Source organism: Enterococcus mundtii (genome assembly GCF_013394305.1).
GTDB classification, from domain to species: Bacteria; Bacillota; Bacilli; order Lactobacillales; family Enterococcaceae; genus Enterococcus_B; species Enterococcus_B pernyi.
The window spans coordinates 2,055,657-2,075,667 of the sequence record NZ_AP019810.1; the positions used below are offsets into that span (position 1 = coordinate 2,055,657).

General features: G+C 37.4%; 20 protein-coding genes and 1 pseudogene. 17 read left to right on the top strand and 4 right to left on the bottom strand.

What is annotated here, in order from left to right; genetic code table 11:
* Nucleotides 1-86 precede the first annotated feature (86 nt).
* A complete protein-coding gene (locus HZ311_RS09875) occupies nt 87-917 on the top strand; it encodes an endonuclease/exonuclease/phosphatase family protein (RefSeq protein ID WP_071866600.1) in 831 nt (276 codons plus the stop codon).
* Between the two features lie 293 nt (nt 918-1,210).
* Here HZ311_RS09875 and HZ311_RS09880 read toward each other — a convergent pair whose 3' ends face one another.
* On the bottom strand, nt 1,211-2,890 hold the full coding sequence (locus HZ311_RS09880; RefSeq protein ID WP_023519064.1) for a hypothetical protein: 1,680 nt from the start codon (nt 2,888-2,890) through the stop codon (nt 1,211-1,213).
* A gap of 264 nt (nt 2,891-3,154) precedes the next feature.
* Nucleotides 3,155-3,688, bottom strand: coding sequence for a phenolic acid decarboxylase (locus HZ311_RS09885; RefSeq protein WP_023519065.1), 534 nt, complete (start codon nt 3,686-3,688; stop codon nt 3,155-3,157).
* Nucleotides 3,689-3,791: 103 nt separating this feature from the next.
* On the opposite strand from HZ311_RS09885, the gene HZ311_RS09890 reads away from it, so the two are divergent.
* Nucleotides 3,792-4,340, top strand: coding sequence for a PadR family transcriptional regulator (locus tag HZ311_RS09890; protein ID WP_010736381.1), 549 nt, complete (start codon nt 3,792-3,794; stop codon nt 4,338-4,340).
* 187 nt (nt 4,341-4,527) lie between these two features.
* On the opposite strand, the gene HZ311_RS09895 is transcribed toward HZ311_RS09890, so the two are convergent.
* Nucleotides 4,528-4,995 carry a MerR family transcriptional regulator gene (locus HZ311_RS09895; protein ID WP_010736380.1) on the bottom strand — a complete coding sequence of 156 codons (468 nt, stop codon included), beginning with the start codon at nt 4,993-4,995 and terminating at the stop codon, nt 4,528-4,530.
* A 134-nt stretch (nt 4,996-5,129) separates the two neighbouring features.
* Here HZ311_RS09895 and HZ311_RS09900 point away from each other — a divergent pair, with 134 nt between their 5' ends.
* The 4 genes and pseudogenes from HZ311_RS09900 to HZ311_RS09915 all read left to right on the top strand — a co-directional run bounded on the left by HZ311_RS09900 (nt 5,130) and on the right by HZ311_RS09915 (nt 8,048).
* On the top strand, nt 5,130-6,602 hold the full coding sequence (locus HZ311_RS09900; RefSeq protein WP_019723916.1) for an MDR family MFS transporter: 1,473 nt from the start codon (nt 5,130-5,132) through the stop codon (nt 6,600-6,602).
* Complete coding sequence (locus HZ311_RS09905; RefSeq protein WP_023519066.1) at nt 6,599-7,306, top strand: DUF4811 domain-containing protein; 708 nt, start codon at nt 6,599-6,601, stop codon at nt 7,304-7,306. The genes HZ311_RS09900 and HZ311_RS09905 overlap by 4 nt, the downstream gene beginning before the upstream one ends.
* Before the next feature lie 155 nt (nt 7,307-7,461).
* Nucleotides 7,462-7,693: pseudogene (gene mazE / locus HZ311_RS09910) on the top strand (type II toxin-antitoxin system PemI/MazE family antitoxin).
* Nucleotides 7,683-8,048, top strand: coding sequence for a type II toxin-antitoxin system PemK/MazF family toxin (locus tag HZ311_RS09915; RefSeq protein WP_010736376.1), 366 nt, complete (start codon nt 7,683-7,685; stop codon nt 8,046-8,048). Before mazE ends, HZ311_RS09915 begins: the two are co-directional and overlap by 11 nt.
* Nucleotides 8,049-8,232: 184 nt before the next feature.
* On the opposite strand, the gene HZ311_RS09920 is transcribed toward HZ311_RS09915, so the two are convergent.
* The gene (locus HZ311_RS09920) at nt 8,233-10,569 is read right to left on the bottom strand and encodes an ABC transporter ATP-binding protein/permease (RefSeq protein ID WP_023519067.1); all 2,337 of its coding nucleotides are present in this window, start codon (nt 10,567-10,569) and stop codon (nt 8,233-8,235) included.
* 145 nt (nt 10,570-10,714) lie between these two features.
* On the opposite strand from HZ311_RS09920, the gene HZ311_RS09925 reads away from it, so the two are divergent.
* From HZ311_RS09925 to HZ311_RS09975, 11 genes are all read left to right on the top strand, one after another.
* Entirely contained in the window at nt 10,715-11,383 is a 669-nt protein-coding gene (locus HZ311_RS09925) for a response regulator transcription factor (protein ID WP_010736374.1), read from the top strand.
* Nucleotides 11,383-12,447 (top strand): HAMP domain-containing sensor histidine kinase, encoded by a 1,065-nt coding sequence (locus HZ311_RS09930; protein ID WP_010736373.1) that lies wholly within the window; start codon nt 11,383-11,385, stop codon nt 12,445-12,447. The genes HZ311_RS09925 and HZ311_RS09930 overlap by 1 nt, the downstream gene beginning before the upstream one ends.
* A 200-nt stretch (nt 12,448-12,647) precedes the next feature.
* Nucleotides 12,648-12,974, top strand: a complete 327-nt coding sequence (locus HZ311_RS09935) for a hypothetical protein (RefSeq protein ID WP_023519069.1) — start codon at nt 12,648-12,650, stop codon at nt 12,972-12,974.
* Between the two features lie 360 nt (nt 12,975-13,334).
* Nucleotides 13,335-13,652, top strand: a complete 318-nt coding sequence (locus HZ311_RS09940) for a PadR family transcriptional regulator (protein WP_010736371.1) — start codon at nt 13,335-13,337, stop codon at nt 13,650-13,652.
* Nucleotides 13,645-14,259 (top strand): DUF1700 domain-containing protein, encoded by a 615-nt coding sequence (locus HZ311_RS09945; RefSeq protein ID WP_010736370.1) that lies wholly within the window; start codon nt 13,645-13,647, stop codon nt 14,257-14,259. Before HZ311_RS09940 ends, HZ311_RS09945 begins: the two co-directional genes overlap by 8 nt.
* Before the next feature lie 3 nt (nt 14,260-14,262).
* Entirely contained in the window at nt 14,263-15,126 is an 864-nt protein-coding gene (locus tag HZ311_RS09950; protein ID WP_023519070.1) for a DUF4097 family beta strand repeat-containing protein, read from the top strand.
* Nucleotides 15,127-15,321: 195 nt separating this feature from the next.
* On the top strand, nt 15,322-15,813 hold the full coding sequence (locus HZ311_RS09955; RefSeq protein WP_010736368.1) for a DUF5348 domain-containing protein: 492 nt from the start codon (nt 15,322-15,324) through the stop codon (nt 15,811-15,813).
* A 25-nt stretch (nt 15,814-15,838) separates the two neighbouring features.
* Nucleotides 15,839-16,708 carry an SPFH domain-containing protein gene (locus HZ311_RS09960; protein ID WP_023519071.1) on the top strand — a complete coding sequence of 290 codons (870 nt, stop codon included), beginning with the start codon at nt 15,839-15,841 and terminating at the stop codon, nt 16,706-16,708.
* A 213-nt stretch (nt 16,709-16,921) separates the two neighbouring features.
* Nucleotides 16,922-17,299, top strand: coding sequence for a YxeA family protein (locus tag HZ311_RS09965; protein WP_019722992.1), 378 nt, complete (start codon nt 16,922-16,924; stop codon nt 17,297-17,299).
* Complete coding sequence (locus HZ311_RS09970; RefSeq protein WP_023519072.1) at nt 17,292-18,044, top strand: ABC transporter ATP-binding protein; 753 nt, start codon at nt 17,292-17,294, stop codon at nt 18,042-18,044. The genes HZ311_RS09965 and HZ311_RS09970 overlap by 8 nt, the downstream gene beginning before the upstream one ends.
* 14 nt (nt 18,045-18,058) lie before the next feature.
* Nucleotides 18,059-19,873, top strand: a complete 1,815-nt coding sequence (locus HZ311_RS09975; RefSeq protein ID WP_071866601.1) for an FtsX-like permease family protein — start codon at nt 18,059-18,061, stop codon at nt 19,871-19,873.
* Nucleotides 19,874-20,011 lie beyond the last annotated feature (138 nt).

Sequence of the window (20,011 nt, forward strand, 5' to 3'; positions counted from 1 at the left end):
CGATTGAGGAGAGATTTCTTCAATAATCAGCGCTGACGTAACAGTCTCTGATTTTTATGTAAAAATAGAAAAGAGGTTCCAAAAAAATGAAAATAATGACGTTGAATACACATAGTTGGTTGGAAGAAGAACCAGTAACTAAACTACAAGACCTTGTAGACAAGATTTTAACTGAGCGCTATGATGTCATTGCTTTGCAAGAGGTCAATCAACTGATTGAAACAAAGATCGTAAATGAACAAGAGCTAGTCGGTTTTTGTCCAGTAACGAATCAGACCCCAATCCACAAAGATAATTTCGCTTATTGCTTGATCCGACGACTGGCAGAAGCAGGAGAATCCTATTTTTGGAGTTGGGAAATGAGTCATATTGGTTATGACAAGTATGAAGAAGGAAACGCTATTTTATCAAAGGCTCCTTTGGATAGTCGGGCATACATAGTGTCTGAAACAAAAGAAAAAGAAAACTACCGTACCCGCATGGTCCTTGTTGCCAAAACAGTTATTGACAATCAACCAATCGTTGTCGCAAGCTGTCATTTCTCTTGGTGGTCAGATATAGAAACGGGCTTTGCCTACGAGTGGCAATTCTTACAGAAAGAACTCCTAACTTATCAAATACCTTGCTTGTTGATGGGTGATTTTAATAATCCAGTAGGTGAGGAAGGGTATCGCTTAGTTAATGAAGATAACCAATTGAACATCAAAGATTCATATGTTTTAGCCGAACAAAAATCTGAAGAAGCCACGATCGAGAAAAAAATCGATGGCTGGGAAAACAATACAGAAGCACTGCGAATCGACTATATTTTCGTTCCGACTGATAGTAAAGTCAGTACGTATACGCGCGTCTTTGATGGGACGAATGGCCCGGTCGTTAGTGATCATTTTGGAGTGTCTGTAGAAATGGATCTATAAGATAGGTGCTTTTTGCCGTAGTTGGATTCACTCAAATAAGTTTGATGAGGAGAAAGATTGGATTGATCAAGATAAAGCGAACGAATAAGAGCTGACAAGTCATAGGATTTTTCAAACCCACTTACTTACGTTTCATATAACGATTAACCAAGAGAATGTCTGCTGAGAAAGGATAAATTATCTACTCTCAAATTTTTAAGAATAAGCGAGGCTATGACAGTCAATCTGTCATAGCCTCGCTTATTCTTATACATATATGATAGATGTTACGTATAATCTAAAAAAATGATAGCCTAGCTGATTTTCACATTTTTTTCTTTTCTAAAATTAAACTTTTGTGAAAGATAGATGCCTAAAAAGGATAGCCAACCGGCAATAGTCGCAGCAACAACGAAGTAGAAATAGACGGGAAGGTCGTAATAGAGAATGATCTCGTTGATGCCATTATGCTGTTTGACGATCGGTGTACCGATATCGGTCAATTCAAAATCCGTCAATTTCTGTCCATTTTGCATCAAGACGGTTCGATCATACACGATAACTGGCACATGAACAGTCGGTTCACCGGTATTTTTCCATTTGATACTCAACCGACCATCAGGATGTGATTTGATGAATGTTGTTTCATTTTCCAGGATTTCTTCATTGTATCGATCGTATTTATTTGCCTTTGTTTGTTTATAGATCGGCAAATAATCTGGCGTAGTTTTCTGGAAAACAAATAAACTTTTGGACATATCACGACTGTAGAAAGTTTTTCTTGCTTCATCAGGTGTATCGAACAAATACGTATGACGACTGACGAAGGTTTCATCTTCCCATTTATTGAGGTGACGGTATAAGTTTTGGATGGTCTGAACAGAACTGATCAGGATCAGTAAGGTCGCAGCTATCCGTAACCAGGTTTTGTTTTCCCAACGATTGGCGACGATTGCAAAGTAAAGTAAGAAAAGCAAGGTAAATGGGACAAAGAAACGAAATGGAAACTGAATCAAGCTAATAAATGGCACTTCGTTTTCAACTAATGTATTCCAAGGGATCAGGCTGGTTGAAAGTAAGAAGAACACAACACTTGTGCGTAACAAAAGTTTTGGAAACAGTTCTTCTCTTTTTCGGAACAATAAGAAACATAAAAATCCAGCAAATAAAACGACAGGTAGGATTTTCGGATAATTCAACCAGTAACTTCCCTCAAGATTGATTGATTTCTCTGTCATGCGTCGATTGACGAAAGGTGGAAGAATCTCATTCCCACTGTAAACCATCGCCATACCTACCCAGATGTTTGCCGTTAGGATAAAGTAAAGCAAAATTGATTTCCCTAATTGTAAAAGAGCTTTTCCCTTGTTGGTTTGTGTGAAGAAATAATACCCATAAAAAGGAATATACATCAATACTAGCATCACAGAAGATAGCAGATGGATCTGCGTCATCAATGCAATCGCTGCAGTTACTTTAAGTACAGGGAATTTTTTATGCACGATGAAATCAACGAGCGGGATCATACATAAAGGATAAAATACTGTTCCCCAGCTCGTAAAACCTTGATTAACAGCCCAATATTGGATCGAATAGGTCGTCATGAACAGGACTGAAACCGGTACACTTACCCATTCACGTACTTTTACATAACGCAACAAAGTCAACATGGACCAACCTGCGATAAGGAAGAGGATAAAATTCGATAAAATCTGGTAATGATACCAACTTCTAGCAACGAGTACGATCAACCCTTGAAAGTATGAGAATAAGGGACCGTAGATTGCATTGACGATCCGACCGCTTTGTTGAAAGCCATACATCGATGGGAAGTAGTGTAAGTCTCCGTGAATAATTTGTTGGGCTGCATCATAAAAACGATTGTAATGAAATGGCGCATCAGCCCCGATGATCAATTTGTGTGATAATATATTTGGCAATACGAAAATAATTGCGAAAATAAAAATCAAAAAATATGGTCTATATTTTTTCAACTGTTTGGCTCCTTTTCATATAATAACTAAACTTATCATAAAGGTTAATGAAAAGAGAGGCAAGGAATTAGAAAAAAATTGAAAATAACATGAAATTATTTATGTAAATCATAAAGAAATCAATTGGAAAAGTTAAATGACCACATTTATTTACAATAAAATAAAGGGTAGAAACAAAAGCCTCCGTTTATAATGATCAAAAAGCCACTGGTCTTCATCAATTGAAGGAGTGGCTTTTGATTTTATACGAGTGAGGTAGAGTGATTATTTATTGATACGACGGTAGTTTTCATCGAAGTAACGACCTTCACGAATGTCTTTTGGCATTCCTTCATAAGGTTCTTCGCTAATTACGTCTTCATTATCAACACCCGCATCACCCATATAAGTAATTGTCGCAAATTCTGGAACGACTAGTTTTGGATATGTTTCATATTTTTCACGAGCAGCTTCCATTTCCGCAATATGTTCGTTTTGGAAAGTGACAGTGATCTCTGGATGTTCTTCGACCCATTTAGGGAAGAAAATCGTGCCATGGAGTTTTTTCTCATTTGGCATAAAGTCTAAAGCAACGTCTGTACCAGTTGGTTCAGTCCAAGTGATTTTAAAAACACCATCTGTTAATTTTACAATATCTGCTTCTTGATCTTTGACCCAACGCCCTTTGACCATTCCGCCATGAATACGATAGTCAACGGTGTGGTCATTTTTTGCATACCATTCATATTCCCAACCATTATCATACGTATAGATAAAGTGAGTTCCAATAAAATCTTCTAAGTTTTTGAATTGTTTCATGTAAAACATCTCCCTTTAAATTAAAACATGTAATAATTTACATGTTTTTGATTACGTGATTATGATAGAATGATTTTGAGAGAATGTCAAGGAGGAAATTTTGATGGCTAGAAAAAATACATTACGCTATATATTACTGGGATTACTGAGCAAAAAAAATCAAACGGGGTATGAATTGAATCAAGCATTCAAAAATGAAATCGGTGAATTCTGGCAGGCAAAGCATAGTCAGATCTATCCTGAACTGGCCAAAATGGAAGAACTAGGAATCATCAAACATGAAGTAGGAATCACTGGAGTCAAGCTAGAAAAGAAAATTTATCAGCTGACTGAAGAAGGGCGTGTTTTGTTAAACGAATGGATCCATACCTCGCCAAATGAACTTCCAGTCAATCGAGACGAATTTGTCTTGAAACTTTATTTTGTGAAAGATATCAATGATCCAACATGGATTGAGATTCTTGAACAGCAAAAGGAGCTTCATGAAGAAAAAAGACAGCATTTATTCGCCCGACAACAAGTGATTTTCCCGACAGAAAAAGACCAACATGAAAATTATGGCCATTATCTGATCTTGTCTCACGCAATCAATCGAGAAACCGAATATATCAATTGGTTGACACAAGTATTGGAACAAGAAATAAGAAAATAAATGGAAAGTTTATGACAAACAACTTAAAAAGGCGACAACCACAAAAATTTGAAAAACAATTTTCGTGGATGGCGCCTTATTTCTCGAGGCTGAACACTTCTGTCTAGACCTCGTGGTGGCTTTTTTATTTAACTGTAGCAAGTCGGCTACAAGTTCTAATGGAGTAAAAAAAAACTGCGATCTTTTCTTATTTTTCCAGTACTTTTTTAGGATCGATCGTTTCATCTGCTGGAAGGATCTTATAAGATAGTTCATCCGTTTCTTCGTCATGAATAATACATAGCTGTTCCAGATCATTGAAGTCGCCAATTAAAAGGAGTGTATAACGTTCATCAATCAATTGGATGTCTTTGATGGACTTTGAGAAAACTTTTCGGACATGGTGCATTTTGTTTAAACGTTCCTGAGCTTTTTCAGCGGCTTTGGTCAACGTGTACCCTTCATCTAAAAATTTCTTGATGATCTCAACTTTGACCACTGTCGGTAATCGGTATTTTCTTGAACAATTCGCGTCAGCAGTAACGGATTGGATAAAGCCTTTTTGTTCCCAGTATCTCAATTGTCGTGGTGAAACTCCGACGATCTCACTCAATTCACTAATGCCTACTAATAAATGGTCATTTTCCAATAATTGTTTAAGTGAAGCTCCCACCATTCGTCACACTCCTTTGTTGGTCGTTCCCTTAATTATACTTTTGTTGACTATCATGTCAAGTAGGTTGACAAAAGTTAAAAATAGGAATAAAGTATCTTAGTGGTTTCAGAAAACATTCAGAAAGAAGGAGAAATATGAGTAAGAATCAACCCGTAGATATTTACGGAAAACCATATAATCGTACACTATTAGTTGTCGTGTTATTGATTGGGACATTTTGTACGGTCTTGAATCAGACCTTATTGACAACTGCTTTTCCAGCATTGATGAAAGCTTTTGATATTTCAGCTTCTGATGTGCAATGGTTGACAACAGGCTTTTTACTAGTGAACGGGATCATGATTCCGATTACTGCTTGGTTGATCAATAAATTTAGTTCTAGAAAATTATATCTGTCAGCTATGACGATTTTTTTGATTGGAACGATTACCTGTTTTACTGCTCCTAACTTTAGTACGCTACTGATTGGACGTTTGATCCAAGCGTGTGGTGTAGGGGTATCTATGCCATTATTGCAAAATATCATGCTATCGATCTTCCCACCAGAAAAAAGAGGTTCTGCTATGGGAATGTCTGGGATCGTTATCGGATTAGCCCCAGCATTAGGCCCAACACTATCTGGTTATATCATTGATAACTATCATTGGCGCGATTTATTTGGAATGGTTATTCCCATCGTCGTTCTTGTTTTAGTACTTGCGTTCTTTTTGATGAAGAGTGTGATTCCTTTATCCAATCCAAGTATCGATATTTTCTCTGCCATTCTTTCAACAATTGGATTTGGTAGTTTGCTATACGGATTTTCAAGCGTAGGAGACGCCGGTTGGGGAAGTACGAAAGTAATCAGCTTCTTGATCGTTGGTGTGATTTTCATCGCCGCATTTGCTTGGCGTCAATTACATTTAGAACATCCATTCTTAGAGTTGCGCGTTTTTAAATCACCAACCTTTACGATTGCAGCGATTTTAGCTGGCGTAACGAATATGGCGATGGTCGGTGCGGAAATGGTTGTGCCATTGTATATTCAAAATATTCGTGGAGAATCGGCATTCCACTCTGGCTTGATGTTGCTTCCTGGTGCATTGATCATGGGTGCCATGATGCCGATCACTGGTGCGATTTTTGATAAACACGGGGCAAAACGTCTTGCGATTGTTGGGATGTTCATCCTAACAGCAGCTACAGCACCTTTTGCCTTCTTGACTGAAACGACACCTGTTTTGTATATCGTCATTCTTTATGCGATCCGAATGTTTGGGATCTCGATGGTCATGATGCCGGTGACAACATCAGGAATGAATGCTTTACCTAACAACTTGATCAGCCACGGAACAGCAGTGAACAATACCTTCCGCCAAATTGCAAGTTCAATCGGAACTGCGATTTTGATCAGTGTGTTGACAAATGTTACGAAAGACAATCTACCAACGGATGCTGTGTTGAAAAGTACACCTTTAGCCTATAAAGATCAAGCAATCAACGCGACTTTATCTGGTTACCATGCAGCCTTCTTTGTCGCAATCATATTCGGCTTGATCGGCTTTGCGATTGCTTTCTTCTTAAAAAGAAAAGAACCAGTAGTGGTGGAAGTGGGGGATAACGCATGATTATTTTCGTATTGATTGCCAGTGTCATTGCTTTTGCTTTGACGAATGTGTTTGCCAAAAAAATGTGGCAAACACTTCTTTCACTCGTCTTTGGCTTACTGTTTGTTCTCTCGTTAGGACTGATCGTAGAAAATATCACGAATCATTTTGGGATGGAAGAAGTGACAGAAACAAAAACGACTCCGCTCGTTTCCAGTGCGGATCAGTCAGATGTAAATATGTTGCTTTATCAGTCACTAGGAGATGGGACAGAAAAAGTCTACTTATATCGAACAGATGACAAGCAAAAAGAACCAAAAGCTACTGGCACAAAAAATGAAACAAATAAGGTTCAACAAACGGATGGCAAAGCAGAAAAAGTCAGTGAAACAACTTATTGGGTTTATAAAAATGACCAATACAAATTCTGGTTCAACTTAGCGGATAATAACCATGAATATGAACGCCGGGTCAATACGTTCAAACTTCCGAATGATTGGATCGAATTAAGTACTGACCAAGCTTCTGAGTTGGCAAAACGTGTCGAAGAACAAAAAAGCACGATGGAAGCCGATGCACAAAAATTTGTCAAAGAAGGCTTGATGAAAGCCATTGCCCAAAATCCAGCGATGTCTCAAGAAGAACAACAACAAGTATCAAAAGACTTAGCGACAGCTTATCAAAAACAAGCATTGGCAAAATTAATCGCAGAAGTGAAGAAGTAAATAGTTTAATAATATGATAAAAATAGTGGATGAAGTATTCGACAACATACTTTATCCACTATTTTTTTATGTAAGTAGGAATGAAGAAAAATTAGATTTTTACGTATTTAGAGAGTAGAGGATAGAAAGTTCGTAAAAGAAAGGAGGAATGACTTATGATTTCAACAAAAACAAGAAAACAAGGGAATTCCCTTGTGATTACACTTCCTGCAAAGTTAGGCATAAAAGAAGGTGAAGAATTTAATATTATAAAAAAAGAAAATGGCACGGTTGCTTTAATTCCAAAAGTTGAAGATTTTTTTTGAATCTGCTAAAGAAGGCGAATTTTATTTACCAGAATTAGGGGTTGATTATATGCCACATGGAGGAGAACTAGATGAGCTATAAGCCACGTCAACGAGATATCGTTCTTTTTTACTTTGAACCGTCAAAAGGTTATGAAGTTAAGAAGAGACGACCGGCTTTAATTATGAGTAAGGATGCGTACAATTTAGCAACGAATTTAATTATCGTATGCCCAATTACTACAAGTGATAAAAATAGACCATTTCTTGTGCCTATTCAAAGCGATAAGTTCAAGCTAGATGAAGTAAAGAGAAGCAAAGTAAATACGCTTCAAGTATTCTCTCTTGACTATACCGAAAAAGCTAAAAGAAATGTTAAATACATTGATACATTAGAGGAAGAAGCTTTTTTTGATATTGCACAAAGATTTCTTAAAAATTTTTCTTTCCCTATTTAGAGATCGGGTGGTTGAGAATCAATTTATCTTAGGAAGAATCAACTTATTTCATTTGATATGTAGATATATAGGCCATTTTTAGAAACCGCGAGCTACATAGTACGAACAAAAGAATAAAGCAAAAACACAATTGGTTTTGACAAGTGATATCAAAACCAACTGTGTTTTTTTCTATTATATTTTACTATTCTGCTCTTAAAGCAATCGCTGCATCTTTCTTCGCTGCCATACGAGCTGGGATGTGTCCGCCTAACATCGTTAAGATCGTTGATACAACAATCAAAATCAAGGCGTGTACAGGATTTAGTTGAGCAACATTTTCTAAATCAGTCATATTGTACAAGAGACTATTGATTGGGAAAGTCGCTAGCCAAGCAATCAAGACCCCTAATAAACCAGAAGAAATCCCTAAGATACAAGTCTCTGCATCGAATACCCGCGTGATATCTTTCTTACGCGCACCTAATGCTTTCAAGACACCGATTTCCTTCGTCCGTTCGATCACAGAAGTATAAGTGATGATGCTGATCATGATCATACTTGTTACAAGTGAAATACCAGCAAAAGCAATCAGGACATACGTGATGGCATCCATCAATCCACCAGTCAATTCGGTCATTGTTCCAGCTAAATCAGAATAGATGATTTTATCTTCATCTGATTTTCCTTTGTTGAATTCATCTAAATAGTTTAGAATCTCTTCTTTATCGCCAAAATTATTTGGATAGATCATGATGCTTGAAGGTAAGCTGTCTCCACCTAAATAGCTGATCAGCGTTTGTTTTGCTGAGTCATCTACTTTTTCGGTCGTCAATACGTTCATATCGCTGTCTTTTTGCGCTTGAACGATTTCAGAATTTTTGTTTTCATTGACGATTTCTGTTGTCAATTGGTCGCTGTAAGCAATACCCGGAGATAACAGATTCATCGTAGAAGAAGATTTGACCCGTAGAATACCAGAAATCTTAACCTCTCTGGAGGCATCTTCGTACATCGCTTGGTAATCCGTATTAGGAATGAAGTTTCCTGTCGGTAATTTTGTATAGTACGTATCATTGTTCACTAATTTGAAAGTTGTTCCGACGATCTTGTCAAAATCAAGCGTTTCGCCGTCTTTCACATCAAAGCCTAAATTTTTCAACGCATTGATGTTGGTATTGTTATTACCATCCACGATCAATACGACATCATTTGCAGAGGTCGGATAACTACCAGAAAGTAATGAGTAATTTGATTCTAAGAAATTGTCTTTTTGGTCGTCTAGTTGTGTTGGGAAACTAGAAACACCTACGCCAGTCATGGAAGACATCGCACTTGAGAAGGACAGTGATTCAGTATCTGGGTTTTGATTCGAAAAGCTAACAGGCTGTACTTTGCCGTCAACATCTCTTAATAAATTGATACCAGTCGTGCGGGTAAAACCAATATTATTACTTAAATCAGGATCGATACTCGTTACATAATCAACATATTCTTGGTCAATATTATTCGTATGTTGTGCACGGTCTTCATCGCTGATTTTTGCGGTAACAGTTTTTGTATCTGGATATTCGGCTGTGTTGGAACTCAAGCCATCCGATTCAGAAGGAGGACTAGTGGTGACTTTGGAAATCGTAATTGGAAAACGAGCCATCGTTTCTGACTGTGTTTGATCAATTTGTTTTTGGAATCCTGTAGATAGGGCTAATACGATCGCAATCCCAATAATCCCGATACTTGAAGCAAAGGAAGTCAAAAATGTCCGGCCTTTTTTTGTGCGAATATTATTGAAAGATAATTTTAATGCGGTCCAAAAGCTCATCTTTGTCCGACGTAGATTAAATTGATCATCTTTTGGACGTTCGATATGTGGATTAGAATCAGAAACGATTTTTCCATCTGAGAACTCAATGATCCGATCGGCATATTCATGTGCCAACTCAGGGTTATGTGTGACCATGATCACTAGTTTCTCATTGGATAGTTCTTCAATCAACTTCATGATTTGGACACTTGTTTCTGTGTCTAAAGCACCGGTTGGCTCATCACATAAAAGGATGTCAGGGTCATTGGCTAAAGCACGTGCAATTGCGACACGTTGCATTTGTCCACCAGATAATTGATTGGGTTTTTTGTGCATGTGGTCGGTCAATCCAACACGACGCAATGATTCCTCCGCTTTTTTCCGTTTTTCATCTTTAGAGACACCACTTAATGTCATGCCAAGTTCAACATTTTCAATGATTCCTAAATGCCCGATCAAGTTATAACTTTGGAAAACAAAACCGATGGAATTATTACGATAAGCATCCCAATCGCTGTCTTTAAAATCTTTTGTGGACTTCCCGTTGATGACCATATCGCCAGAGTCATAATTATCCAAGCCGCCGATCACGTTCAACATGGTTGTTTTACCAGATCCACTTGGGCCTAAAATGGCTACAAATTCTTTTTTTCTAAAAGCGACGGATACGCCGTCTAATGCTTTTGTCGTTGTTTCACCAACTTTATAATATTTCTTTATCTCTTTTAATTGTAACATTGTCACCCTTCTTTCCGTTTGAAATATTCGTTATACTAATAAGTATAACAGAACAACGAACGTAGTATAATGAATGAATGTTAACTGAATATGAACAATCAGAAAAAAAACTGAAATTTTTCAAATAATTACATGAGGAGAAATGATGAATCGAATATTACTAGTAGAAGATGATGAGCGTTTGCAACAACTTTATCAATCCGTTTTAGAACGCGCTGGTTTTTTGGTTTTCGCAGTCGCAAATGGGACCGAAGCTTTGAAGCAATTAGAGAGTACTCAAGTGGATGTGATCATCACAGATATTATGATGCCTGTGATGGATGGGTATGAACTGTTGGAAACTTTACGAAGCAGTCGCGTAGAAACACCTGTGTTGATCATCACAGCGAAAGCAGATTTTGAAGATAAAAAGAAGGGGTTTCAACTGGGAACGGATGACTATATGACGAAACCAGTAGATGTCAATGAAATGGTGTTGCGGGTAGAGGCCTTGTTACGGCGAGCGAAAATCAATCATAGCCATCAATTGAACATTGGACAAACTAGCTTGAACCAAGAAACATATGAAGTGATCAAGCAGGATCAAGCCATCTTACTTCCACAAAAAGAATTTCAATTATTGTACAAACTACTTTCTTATCCAAATAAGATTTTTACACGACAACAATTAATGGATGATATATGGGGGTTGGATACCAATACGGAAGAACGGACGATTGATGTGCATATCAAACGATTACGCACGCGTTTTATTGAAAATGATGATTTTCAGATCATAACAGTTCGTGGCTTAGGCTATAAGGCGGTGATTTGATGCGTAAAAAAATCTTTTCACAATTATGGATTTATTTTGCTTGCATTGTGTTTATTTCCATTTTAGTTACTTTGTTGTGTTTCTTAGGTTTTATTTTCTTGCTGTCACACAAAACAGTCCCTGCTTCAGAGCAACAAGCGACATGGTTTCCTTTAGTCGTTTTTGCAGGATTTAGTATGATGGTGGGCACAGGGATCTCGATCTTTGTCGGTCGGCGGATCTTGCTGCCGATCAGTGATTTACGAACCAATATGAGCAAAGTAGCAACTGGCGATTTTTCGATTCGGATGGATGAGCAACAAAAAGTCGAAGAGGTGCAGCAACTATATAAAGATTTCAACGTGATGGTCCAAGAATTGAGTAGTATCGAAACGTTACGAAATGACTTTGTTTCCAATGTTTCTCATGAATTTAAGACGCCTCTTGCCACGATCCAAGGATACGTCCAGTTATTGCAGGCGCCTAACATTTCAGAAGAAGAAAAGCAGGTTTTCTTGCAACGGATCATTGAGAGCATCACTCAGCTTTCGCAATTGACAGAGAACACACTGAAATTGAATAAATTAGAAAATCAGCGAATCAAATTAGAAAAGCGCCCTTTTCGTTTAGATGAACAGATTCGTGAAGTGATTGTTTTTTTACAACCTAAATGGGAGCAAGAACACCTTCAACTGGAGATCGATCTGGAAAGTGTCAACTTTGTCGGTAATGAAGAATTTCTATATCAAGTCTGGCTGAATCTCATGGACAATGCCATCAAGTACAATCAACCACAAGGGAAAATCAAGATTCGCCTAACACAAAATGCCACTCAAGTAATCGTTGAAGTGACAGATTCTGGCGTGGGAATGGATCAAGAAACACAAGCACGACTCTTTGAGAAATTTTATCAAGGGGAATCCAGCCGTCAATTTTCTGGGAACGGGCTGGGCTTATCACTAGTCAAAAAAATCGTTGAGTTGCATCATGGAAAAATCAGTTATAACAGTATCTCAAAAGTAGGTACGACTGTCATCATTCAATTAGACAAAGAAAACACGTCGCTAACTTATCCGGTGGAATAAGATCCAGGGAAATGAACAGTTAATGATCTATAGGAGCAATAAACCAACAAAAACAAAGAAAAAAACGCCACTTCTGATTTAATCGTTCTAAGGTGTATTTTTCAAGTAATATAAAGATGGAAAAGTGTACGAAGTCATGTCGTACATAAGAGAGTATTCGTATATTTTTCTAATAACCGTTATTGGAGGAATGATAGAAAATGAAAAAACAAGTAGTTTTATTGCTCGGACTTTTGACGTTAAGTGTTGGACTGAGCGGAGCCAATCCCATAGCCATTGCAGAGGAAACAACTCATTCTCATGGTACTCCCACAGTATTATTGCAACAGGATTCGGTCTTAAGTACACTTGTGGCAAGTTCAAGTGCAGAGGATGAAAAACAAACCGATCGTGGTATCGGTTATTATTGGAAATGCCATACATGCGGGTATAATAGTGAGTGGCATCTATTTGCTAGTACAGCTGTTTCTGCTGCCAATAAACATGCACAGCAATACAATCATGTCACCTCTGTTTATCCAAATTAGCAACTGACTATTTTAGAATGGAGTGGAACAAAAGATGAATGAAACGTGGTTGAGTAGGAATAAAAAAGAAGTGATCCGTTTCTCTCTTGCCGTTTTTCTAGGTTTTGTATTAAGTTTTATCGTGTTTACTTTGTTGTAGGTAAGAGGATAATAAGAAAGTATTCAAAAGGAACAAAGACCAGAAATCATTACGGTCTTTGTTCCTTTTTTGTAAGCAGAATTTTTATGATACTTAGCGTTGTTTTCGCGAATATTGAAGTAATTAGTGGGTATGATTGTGAATTTTACTTGCAAACAATATTATACGTGATATAATATTGGTAAATATAAAATATTGCAAACTATAAAGAAGGTGAAGTAATGCATATCCAAGTCCCAACAGTTTTACTCGATGGTACGGTTTTAGCAGCTTTAAGCAGAGAAGACATGTACGGTTACGCATTAACGAAGATCGTCCAAGAAAGTTTATCTGTCAGTGAATCAACGATGTATCCTGTTTTACGCAGATTAAAAAAAGAAGAATACTTAGAAACATACGACGAACCATTCGAAGGTAGAAATCGCCGATATTACCGCTTAACTCCGAAAGGACGTCAACATTTAGAAGAAATCATTGATAAATGGATCGTGTTTCGAGATTCCTTAAACCGATTACTGGAGGAGAATACGAATGAATGAATATTTAGATGATGTGTTGGACGAACTTCAAGAAATACCTGAAGATGATCGCTTTGATATTATTCAGTATTATGAAGAATACTTCTTGGATTCTGGCAAAACAGTAGAAGAAGTCGTGGATGAATATGGCTCGCCAAAGCAATTTGCCCTGAAACTGAAAATCAATTATTACTCGGAACAAGACGACGATGAATCAGAATACAGCCAAAGTCCTAAACGGAAAATCCGTTTGATTTGGATGATCGTCATTGGGTTGTGTGCATCACCTTTATTGATTCCTTTAGCATTAGCGTTTATTCTAGCGATTTTTGGTATTCTGCTTGGCTTAATTGGCGTGATCATTGGAATCTATGTCGTATGTATCAGTATTTTAGGAGCAGGTTTATTTTCGATCATTTCAGGTGTTGCTGTCTTGCAACAATCGATTGCTAGTGGGCTGTTCTTTGTAGGACTAGGGTTACTTGCCACAGGAGGTGCTGTCTTCTTTGCACCATTACTGTTAAAAGGAACTAAATGGTTATTCCAAATGATGATGAACTTTGTCAAGTGGGTAGGACGCCGGTTTATTACGAAACGAGCGATCCATACGACGAATAGTGGGGTGTAAAAAATGAAATTAAAATATATCTTGGGGATAGGTTTAGGACTGATGATCATCGGTGGCTTGACGGCAGGATTAAGTTATGCCTCTGGTGCCCAAACGAGTCTGACTTGGGAAGGTGGTCCAAGAATAATAGAAATGACTCGTGAAACAAAAGATTTTTCGTCTGAAAAAATTGAAAAAATCGTTGTACGAGCAGATCACCAAAATATCATGATCCAACGAGGCGTGAACTTTGAGGTTGAAACGTCTCATGACAAAACGCAAAAACCAAAAATCAATCTGGAAGATCACACATTGGATATTTCAGCTGATGGTCAAACACCGGCAGTGATGATCAATATGACAGACACACGTTCGATGTTGAAGATCACGATCCCTAAAACCATTTTCTTAAAAGAATTAGTGATTGAAGGGAAAAACAATGAATTGTTTTTAGATGAATTCAGTAGTAAGAAAATCAACTTGAATTTAGCAAATACTTGGACGTCGATCAATGAAGTAAGTGGGGAACTTCTTACTGTTGAAAATCAAATGGGCTCACTAGATTTACAGGAGTTTTCGATAGATAAAGTCAAATTAGCTACAAGTGATGGCAGTATCATTTTTAACGATAACGAAAAATCAATCAAAGGCGAAGTCACACTTCATAATAGTAGTATTGATTTTTATAACAACCAAGAGCAAGGATTAGCTGTGACATTAGAAGGGGATTCTTATATCAACAAAAATTATGAATCTTTGACAACCAAGACGTACAATCAAGGAAACAAAGATCTCAAAGTAACTGCTCATAATAGTCAAGTGAACTTGACGAATGAAGATTATGACGAGCCTCCGATGGATGATGAAGATTACGGCGAGTATGATTAATCGTTGAACAGTCAAGACTGTCTTTTTCTAAATAACGAATAAATAGTTGAAGAAGCGTATAATTCTTTATGGAATAAGGAATTATACGCTTTTTTATTTATTTTACATGAAATATCATCGCCTATCATTCAATAATATAGTAGAATAAGGAAAGGGAAAAACGTACATATATGGGGAAAATAGGGTGAATATTGAATGAAAACAGAGGAAATCAAGCGGGAAGAATTGAAAAGTGAATTAGGGAAATTGCATCATTTTTTAACAGAACTGAGTACCAAGTATTATGATACAGACAAAGAAAGGGTAACGATCCAATATCCAAATAATTCCGAAGGTCGACAACTTGAACAAGTGTACAACGAAATGTTCAAACATCTACTGAAAGTGAAAAAAGAATTAGATTATTATTCACTGCCAATCATCGATACGGGTATTTTAAAATACGATCAAACAAGTGAGCGATTTGTCTTCAAGTCGGTTCGTGAGAATCTTGAATTATCCGCCGGTATGGACCTAGAGATCTTAGTAGAAGACTATTTTACTGAAACAAAACAGTGGGTCCGTACACGATTAGAATATTTGCCAGAAGCATCAGGTGGCGTACACGAAAACGGTTGGTATATCACGGAAGACAAAGAATTGGAACTAGAAGGAGCCATGGCAAGGATTCGTAAAAAAACAGAATAGAACCAAGAAAATTAGGAGTGAGTAAATGAAAGAAAAAAAGGCTTTCACTATCAATGGCTATATAGGGCTATTTATTATTCTTCTAATGTTTGTCGTAGGAATCTTATTATTTTTCATAGGGGTTGCTCGATTTTTAGTTGGATTTTCAATTGTTGGGATTTTCTTGTGGTTGCTCGTTTTCTTAGCAATCAGCGGACTGACAGTAGTCAGCCCCAACCAAGCAAAGGCAATCGTCTTTTTTGGGCAATACATCGGAACGATTCGTGAGAGCGGTTTTTTCTTAACGATTCCTTTTGCACAAAAAATCAACTTGTCGTTAAAAGTTCGAAACTTCAATAGTTCGCTGTTGAAGGTCAATGACTTAGATGGAAATCCAATCGAGATTTCCGCTGTCGTCGTTTTTAAAGTAGTAGATACAGCTAAGGCGCTTTTTGATGTAGCAAACTATCATCAATTTGTTGAAATCCAAAGTGAAACCGCCATTCGTCATATCGCCAGTCAATATCCATATGATACATTCAACGAGGATGATCTTACTTTACGTGGAAATACCACTGCGATTTCAGATGAATTGGCAAAGGAATTACAAGAACGTTTATCGGTGGCGGGGGTCGAAGTTTTAGAGACGAGATTGAATCACTTGGCTTATGCAACAGAAATTGCCAGCGCGATGTTACAACGGCAACAAGCCAAAGCCATTTTATCTGCCCGTCAAACCATTGTTGAAGGCGCAGTGACGATGACACAAATGGCTCTGGAACAAATCGAAGCAGGTCAGGATATCACCTTTACCGATGATCGAAAGATCCAGTTGATCAACAATCTACTTGTATCGATCATTACTGATAAAGGCACACAACCAGTGATCAATACAGGTAATAACAAAGAAAAATAGCTGAATGAGGAAAGCATTCGTCAGTGGAATGCTTTCTCCAACGAATATCGGTTTGAATCAATAAAAAGGAATTTGGAGTGGCTTACACCTCCAGATTCTTTTTTTTTATGGGACATATGACAATAATGAAAGAGTTTTGATAGTAAAAAGAAAGGAATTTTCACGGATACTTGACTATACTTAATTTATCAGAACAGGAAAGAAGGAGTCACAATGAAAAAATTATTGATTGGGTTGGGAGCATTTATCATCATCGCTTTTGGTGGCTACCGTTTAGCAGATCATTTGATCATGGGTGGTGAAAGCTACTATGTTCAAATCACAACGGATGGTGAGAAACAGGTGGATCACGCTGACGGTGGACAAGAAATCATCAGTTATCGTTATGAACTACCTGGGTTTAATAAAGAAGGTAAAGAAAAAACAATGGACTTCAATGGTTTTCAAGAACGACCATTAAGAAAAGATGCATTTTTGAAAGTGACTTGGAATAAAAATAAAGGCGTGACGTCTTATGAGGAAGTACAGGCAAAAGACATTCCATCAGCAGCACAAGAAAAATTAAGTAAAGGAACGGTCAATAATGGATAAAATCGTAGAAATCAAGAACGTAACAAAAGTTTACGGAAAAAGTAATGAGAAACAGACACAAGCATTGAACGGTATCAGTTTTAGTGTGGAAAAAGGCGAATTCATTGGTATCATGGGGGCTTCTGGATCAGGTAAATCAACCTTATTGAATATCTTATCAACATTAGATAAACCAACAAGTGGCACGATCCATATCAACCAAGCAGATGTCACGAAGTTGAAAGGAAATCAGTTAGCCGATTTTCGAGCAAAAGAAATCGGCTTTATCTTCCAAGATTTCAATCTTTTAGAGAACTTGACTGCACAAGAAAATATTGCAGTTCCGCTTTCTTTACAAGGCGTGAAACCAAAAGAAATCAAGAAAAAAGTCAATGCGGTGGCTGAACGCTTATCAATCAGTCACATATTAGACAGCTACCCCGCAAAAATCTCAGGTGGACAAAAACAACGGGTAGCAGCAGCCCGGGCACTAGTTACGCAACCAACGATTCTATTAGGGGATGAACCAACTGGTGCGTTGGATTCAAAAAGTGCGAAAGACCTATTAGATACGATGGAAGAATTGAATACAAATGATAAGGTTTCGATTCTGTTGGTGACACATGATGCTTTTTCAGCAAGTTACTGTCAACGAATCTTATTTATTAAAGATGGCGTGATCCATCAGGAAGTTAAACGCGGAGAACAAAGTCGTTCAGACTTTTATCGTCAAATATTAACGATTCTAGGTAATCTAGAACAGTAAGGGGGAAACTGAACATGCTTTGGAAATTATCACTTACTGGGATCAAGAGTCGGTTAAGAGACTATATTGTTCTATTTTCCGGTTTAGTCATGGCTTCAGCCATCTTTTATATGTTCGAGTCAATGGCCAGCAACACCGATTTTTTGAACAATAATTCCACTTTAGCGATGACAGTCTTTATCTTTCGCTTTGGGTCGGTATTATTGGGGATCATCACATTTGTTTACATTCTTTATGCCAACTCATTTTTGATGACGATGCGACAAAAAGATTATGCGATGTTTATGATGCTAGGAGCAAAAGGCCGGAAAATTGCCCAAATGATTTTCTCTGAGACCTTGATAGTAGGAACAGTCGCTACTTTGGTTGGTTCAGCGCTAGGTATTGGTTTAACAAGCGTCGTCCATCGACTATTAGTTGCCCAGTTAAATATTAAAATTACTCATTTTACACCGTTCAATATGAATGGATTATTGATTACTTTGCTGTTTTTCATCGTACTATTCTTATTAGCAGCGTTTGTCAATGCATTCTCGATTGTCAAAAAACCAATTTTGACTTTACTACGTGCGGATCAAACACCTGCGCAGATGAAACAACATAAATTCTTGTTTTTCCTTGAAGTAGTTTTAGGAATCATTTTTATCGGTGTCGGTTATTATATGATGGCAAATATCGGAACCTATCAGTTGATGGGAATCGCCGTCGCGTTAGTTACAATCGTTTTAGGAACGTATTTTATTTTCCATTCGGTCATCATTTTCTTCCTTAAACTATTGAAGAAAACAGAAAATCTTTCGATGAAAAAACTGAACAACTTTACGTTATCACAGTTAAGCTTCCGTATTCGTGAATACACACAAATGCTTTCAATGGTTGCGATGTTACTCGCATTAGCTTTAGGTGCATTAACAGTCGGTCTAGGCTTTAAAAACCAGATCACTCAGTTGACGAATGAAGTATCGAATTATGATCTAGTATTGAATCAATCAGAATTGATCGATCAATCTAAAGTGGCGAAACTTTCACCAACGATCAACGCGGTCTATCAACAAAAAGAAGACGAAAAAACAGTGTACTATAACTATAGTGAGTTTGAACAAGATCCATTTTTGATTATGGAAAATCAAACACCTAACACTGGGGAAAGAAACGTCAAAACGAAAAAAGTAACCGCAGAAGAATTAGCGACAAACTTAAACTATCAAGATGAGTTGCGCTATTACGAATTGCCAGAACAACGAGAAAAAGAAATCAAATTACTGCCAGCAGAAGAATTTGCTCAATTAAATCTTCCACAAACCAGTATGCAACTGATCCAAGCAAAAGATTTCCATGAGAGTATTGAACAAATTGGTGATCTGGTAGCAGAAAACAATAAAAATAATGAATCATTAAAAGATGGAATGTTTAGTTTCACGCAAAAATATGATGCGTACCAAATGATCAATGGTATGTTCTCAGGCTTTGAATTCATGGGCTTCTTTTTAGGGATCGCCTTCTTGACAATGTTAGCAAGTTGCTTGATGTTCAAGATCCTCTCAGGTAGCAAGAGTGATGTCGTTCGTTACGAGATGCTCGGTAAGATCGGTGCTCGTCAAGCATTGTTAAAACAATCGATTCGTCGAGAAATCGGTATTCTCTTCTTAGCACCAGGGATTCTAGGAGCCATCCATGTATTATTTGGACTTCAAATGTTTACTGTTTTGATGGATGATCCATATCACAACTTATGGATACCATTTACAATATTCTTTGTTCTCTACTTTATCTACTATGTTGTAACTACTTGGCTGTACACAGGCATCGTTTTGAACAAAAAAGAATAAGTTGAGCTTGATAAAGAGCGAGAAGATGGTTTGTAGAAAAAACTCCTTCTCGCTTTTTCTGTTGCCTTCGATAAAATTTGCTTGAAGCATGATCAAATAGAGAAAAGATTACTGGATACGATGGAAGGATATCGGTTA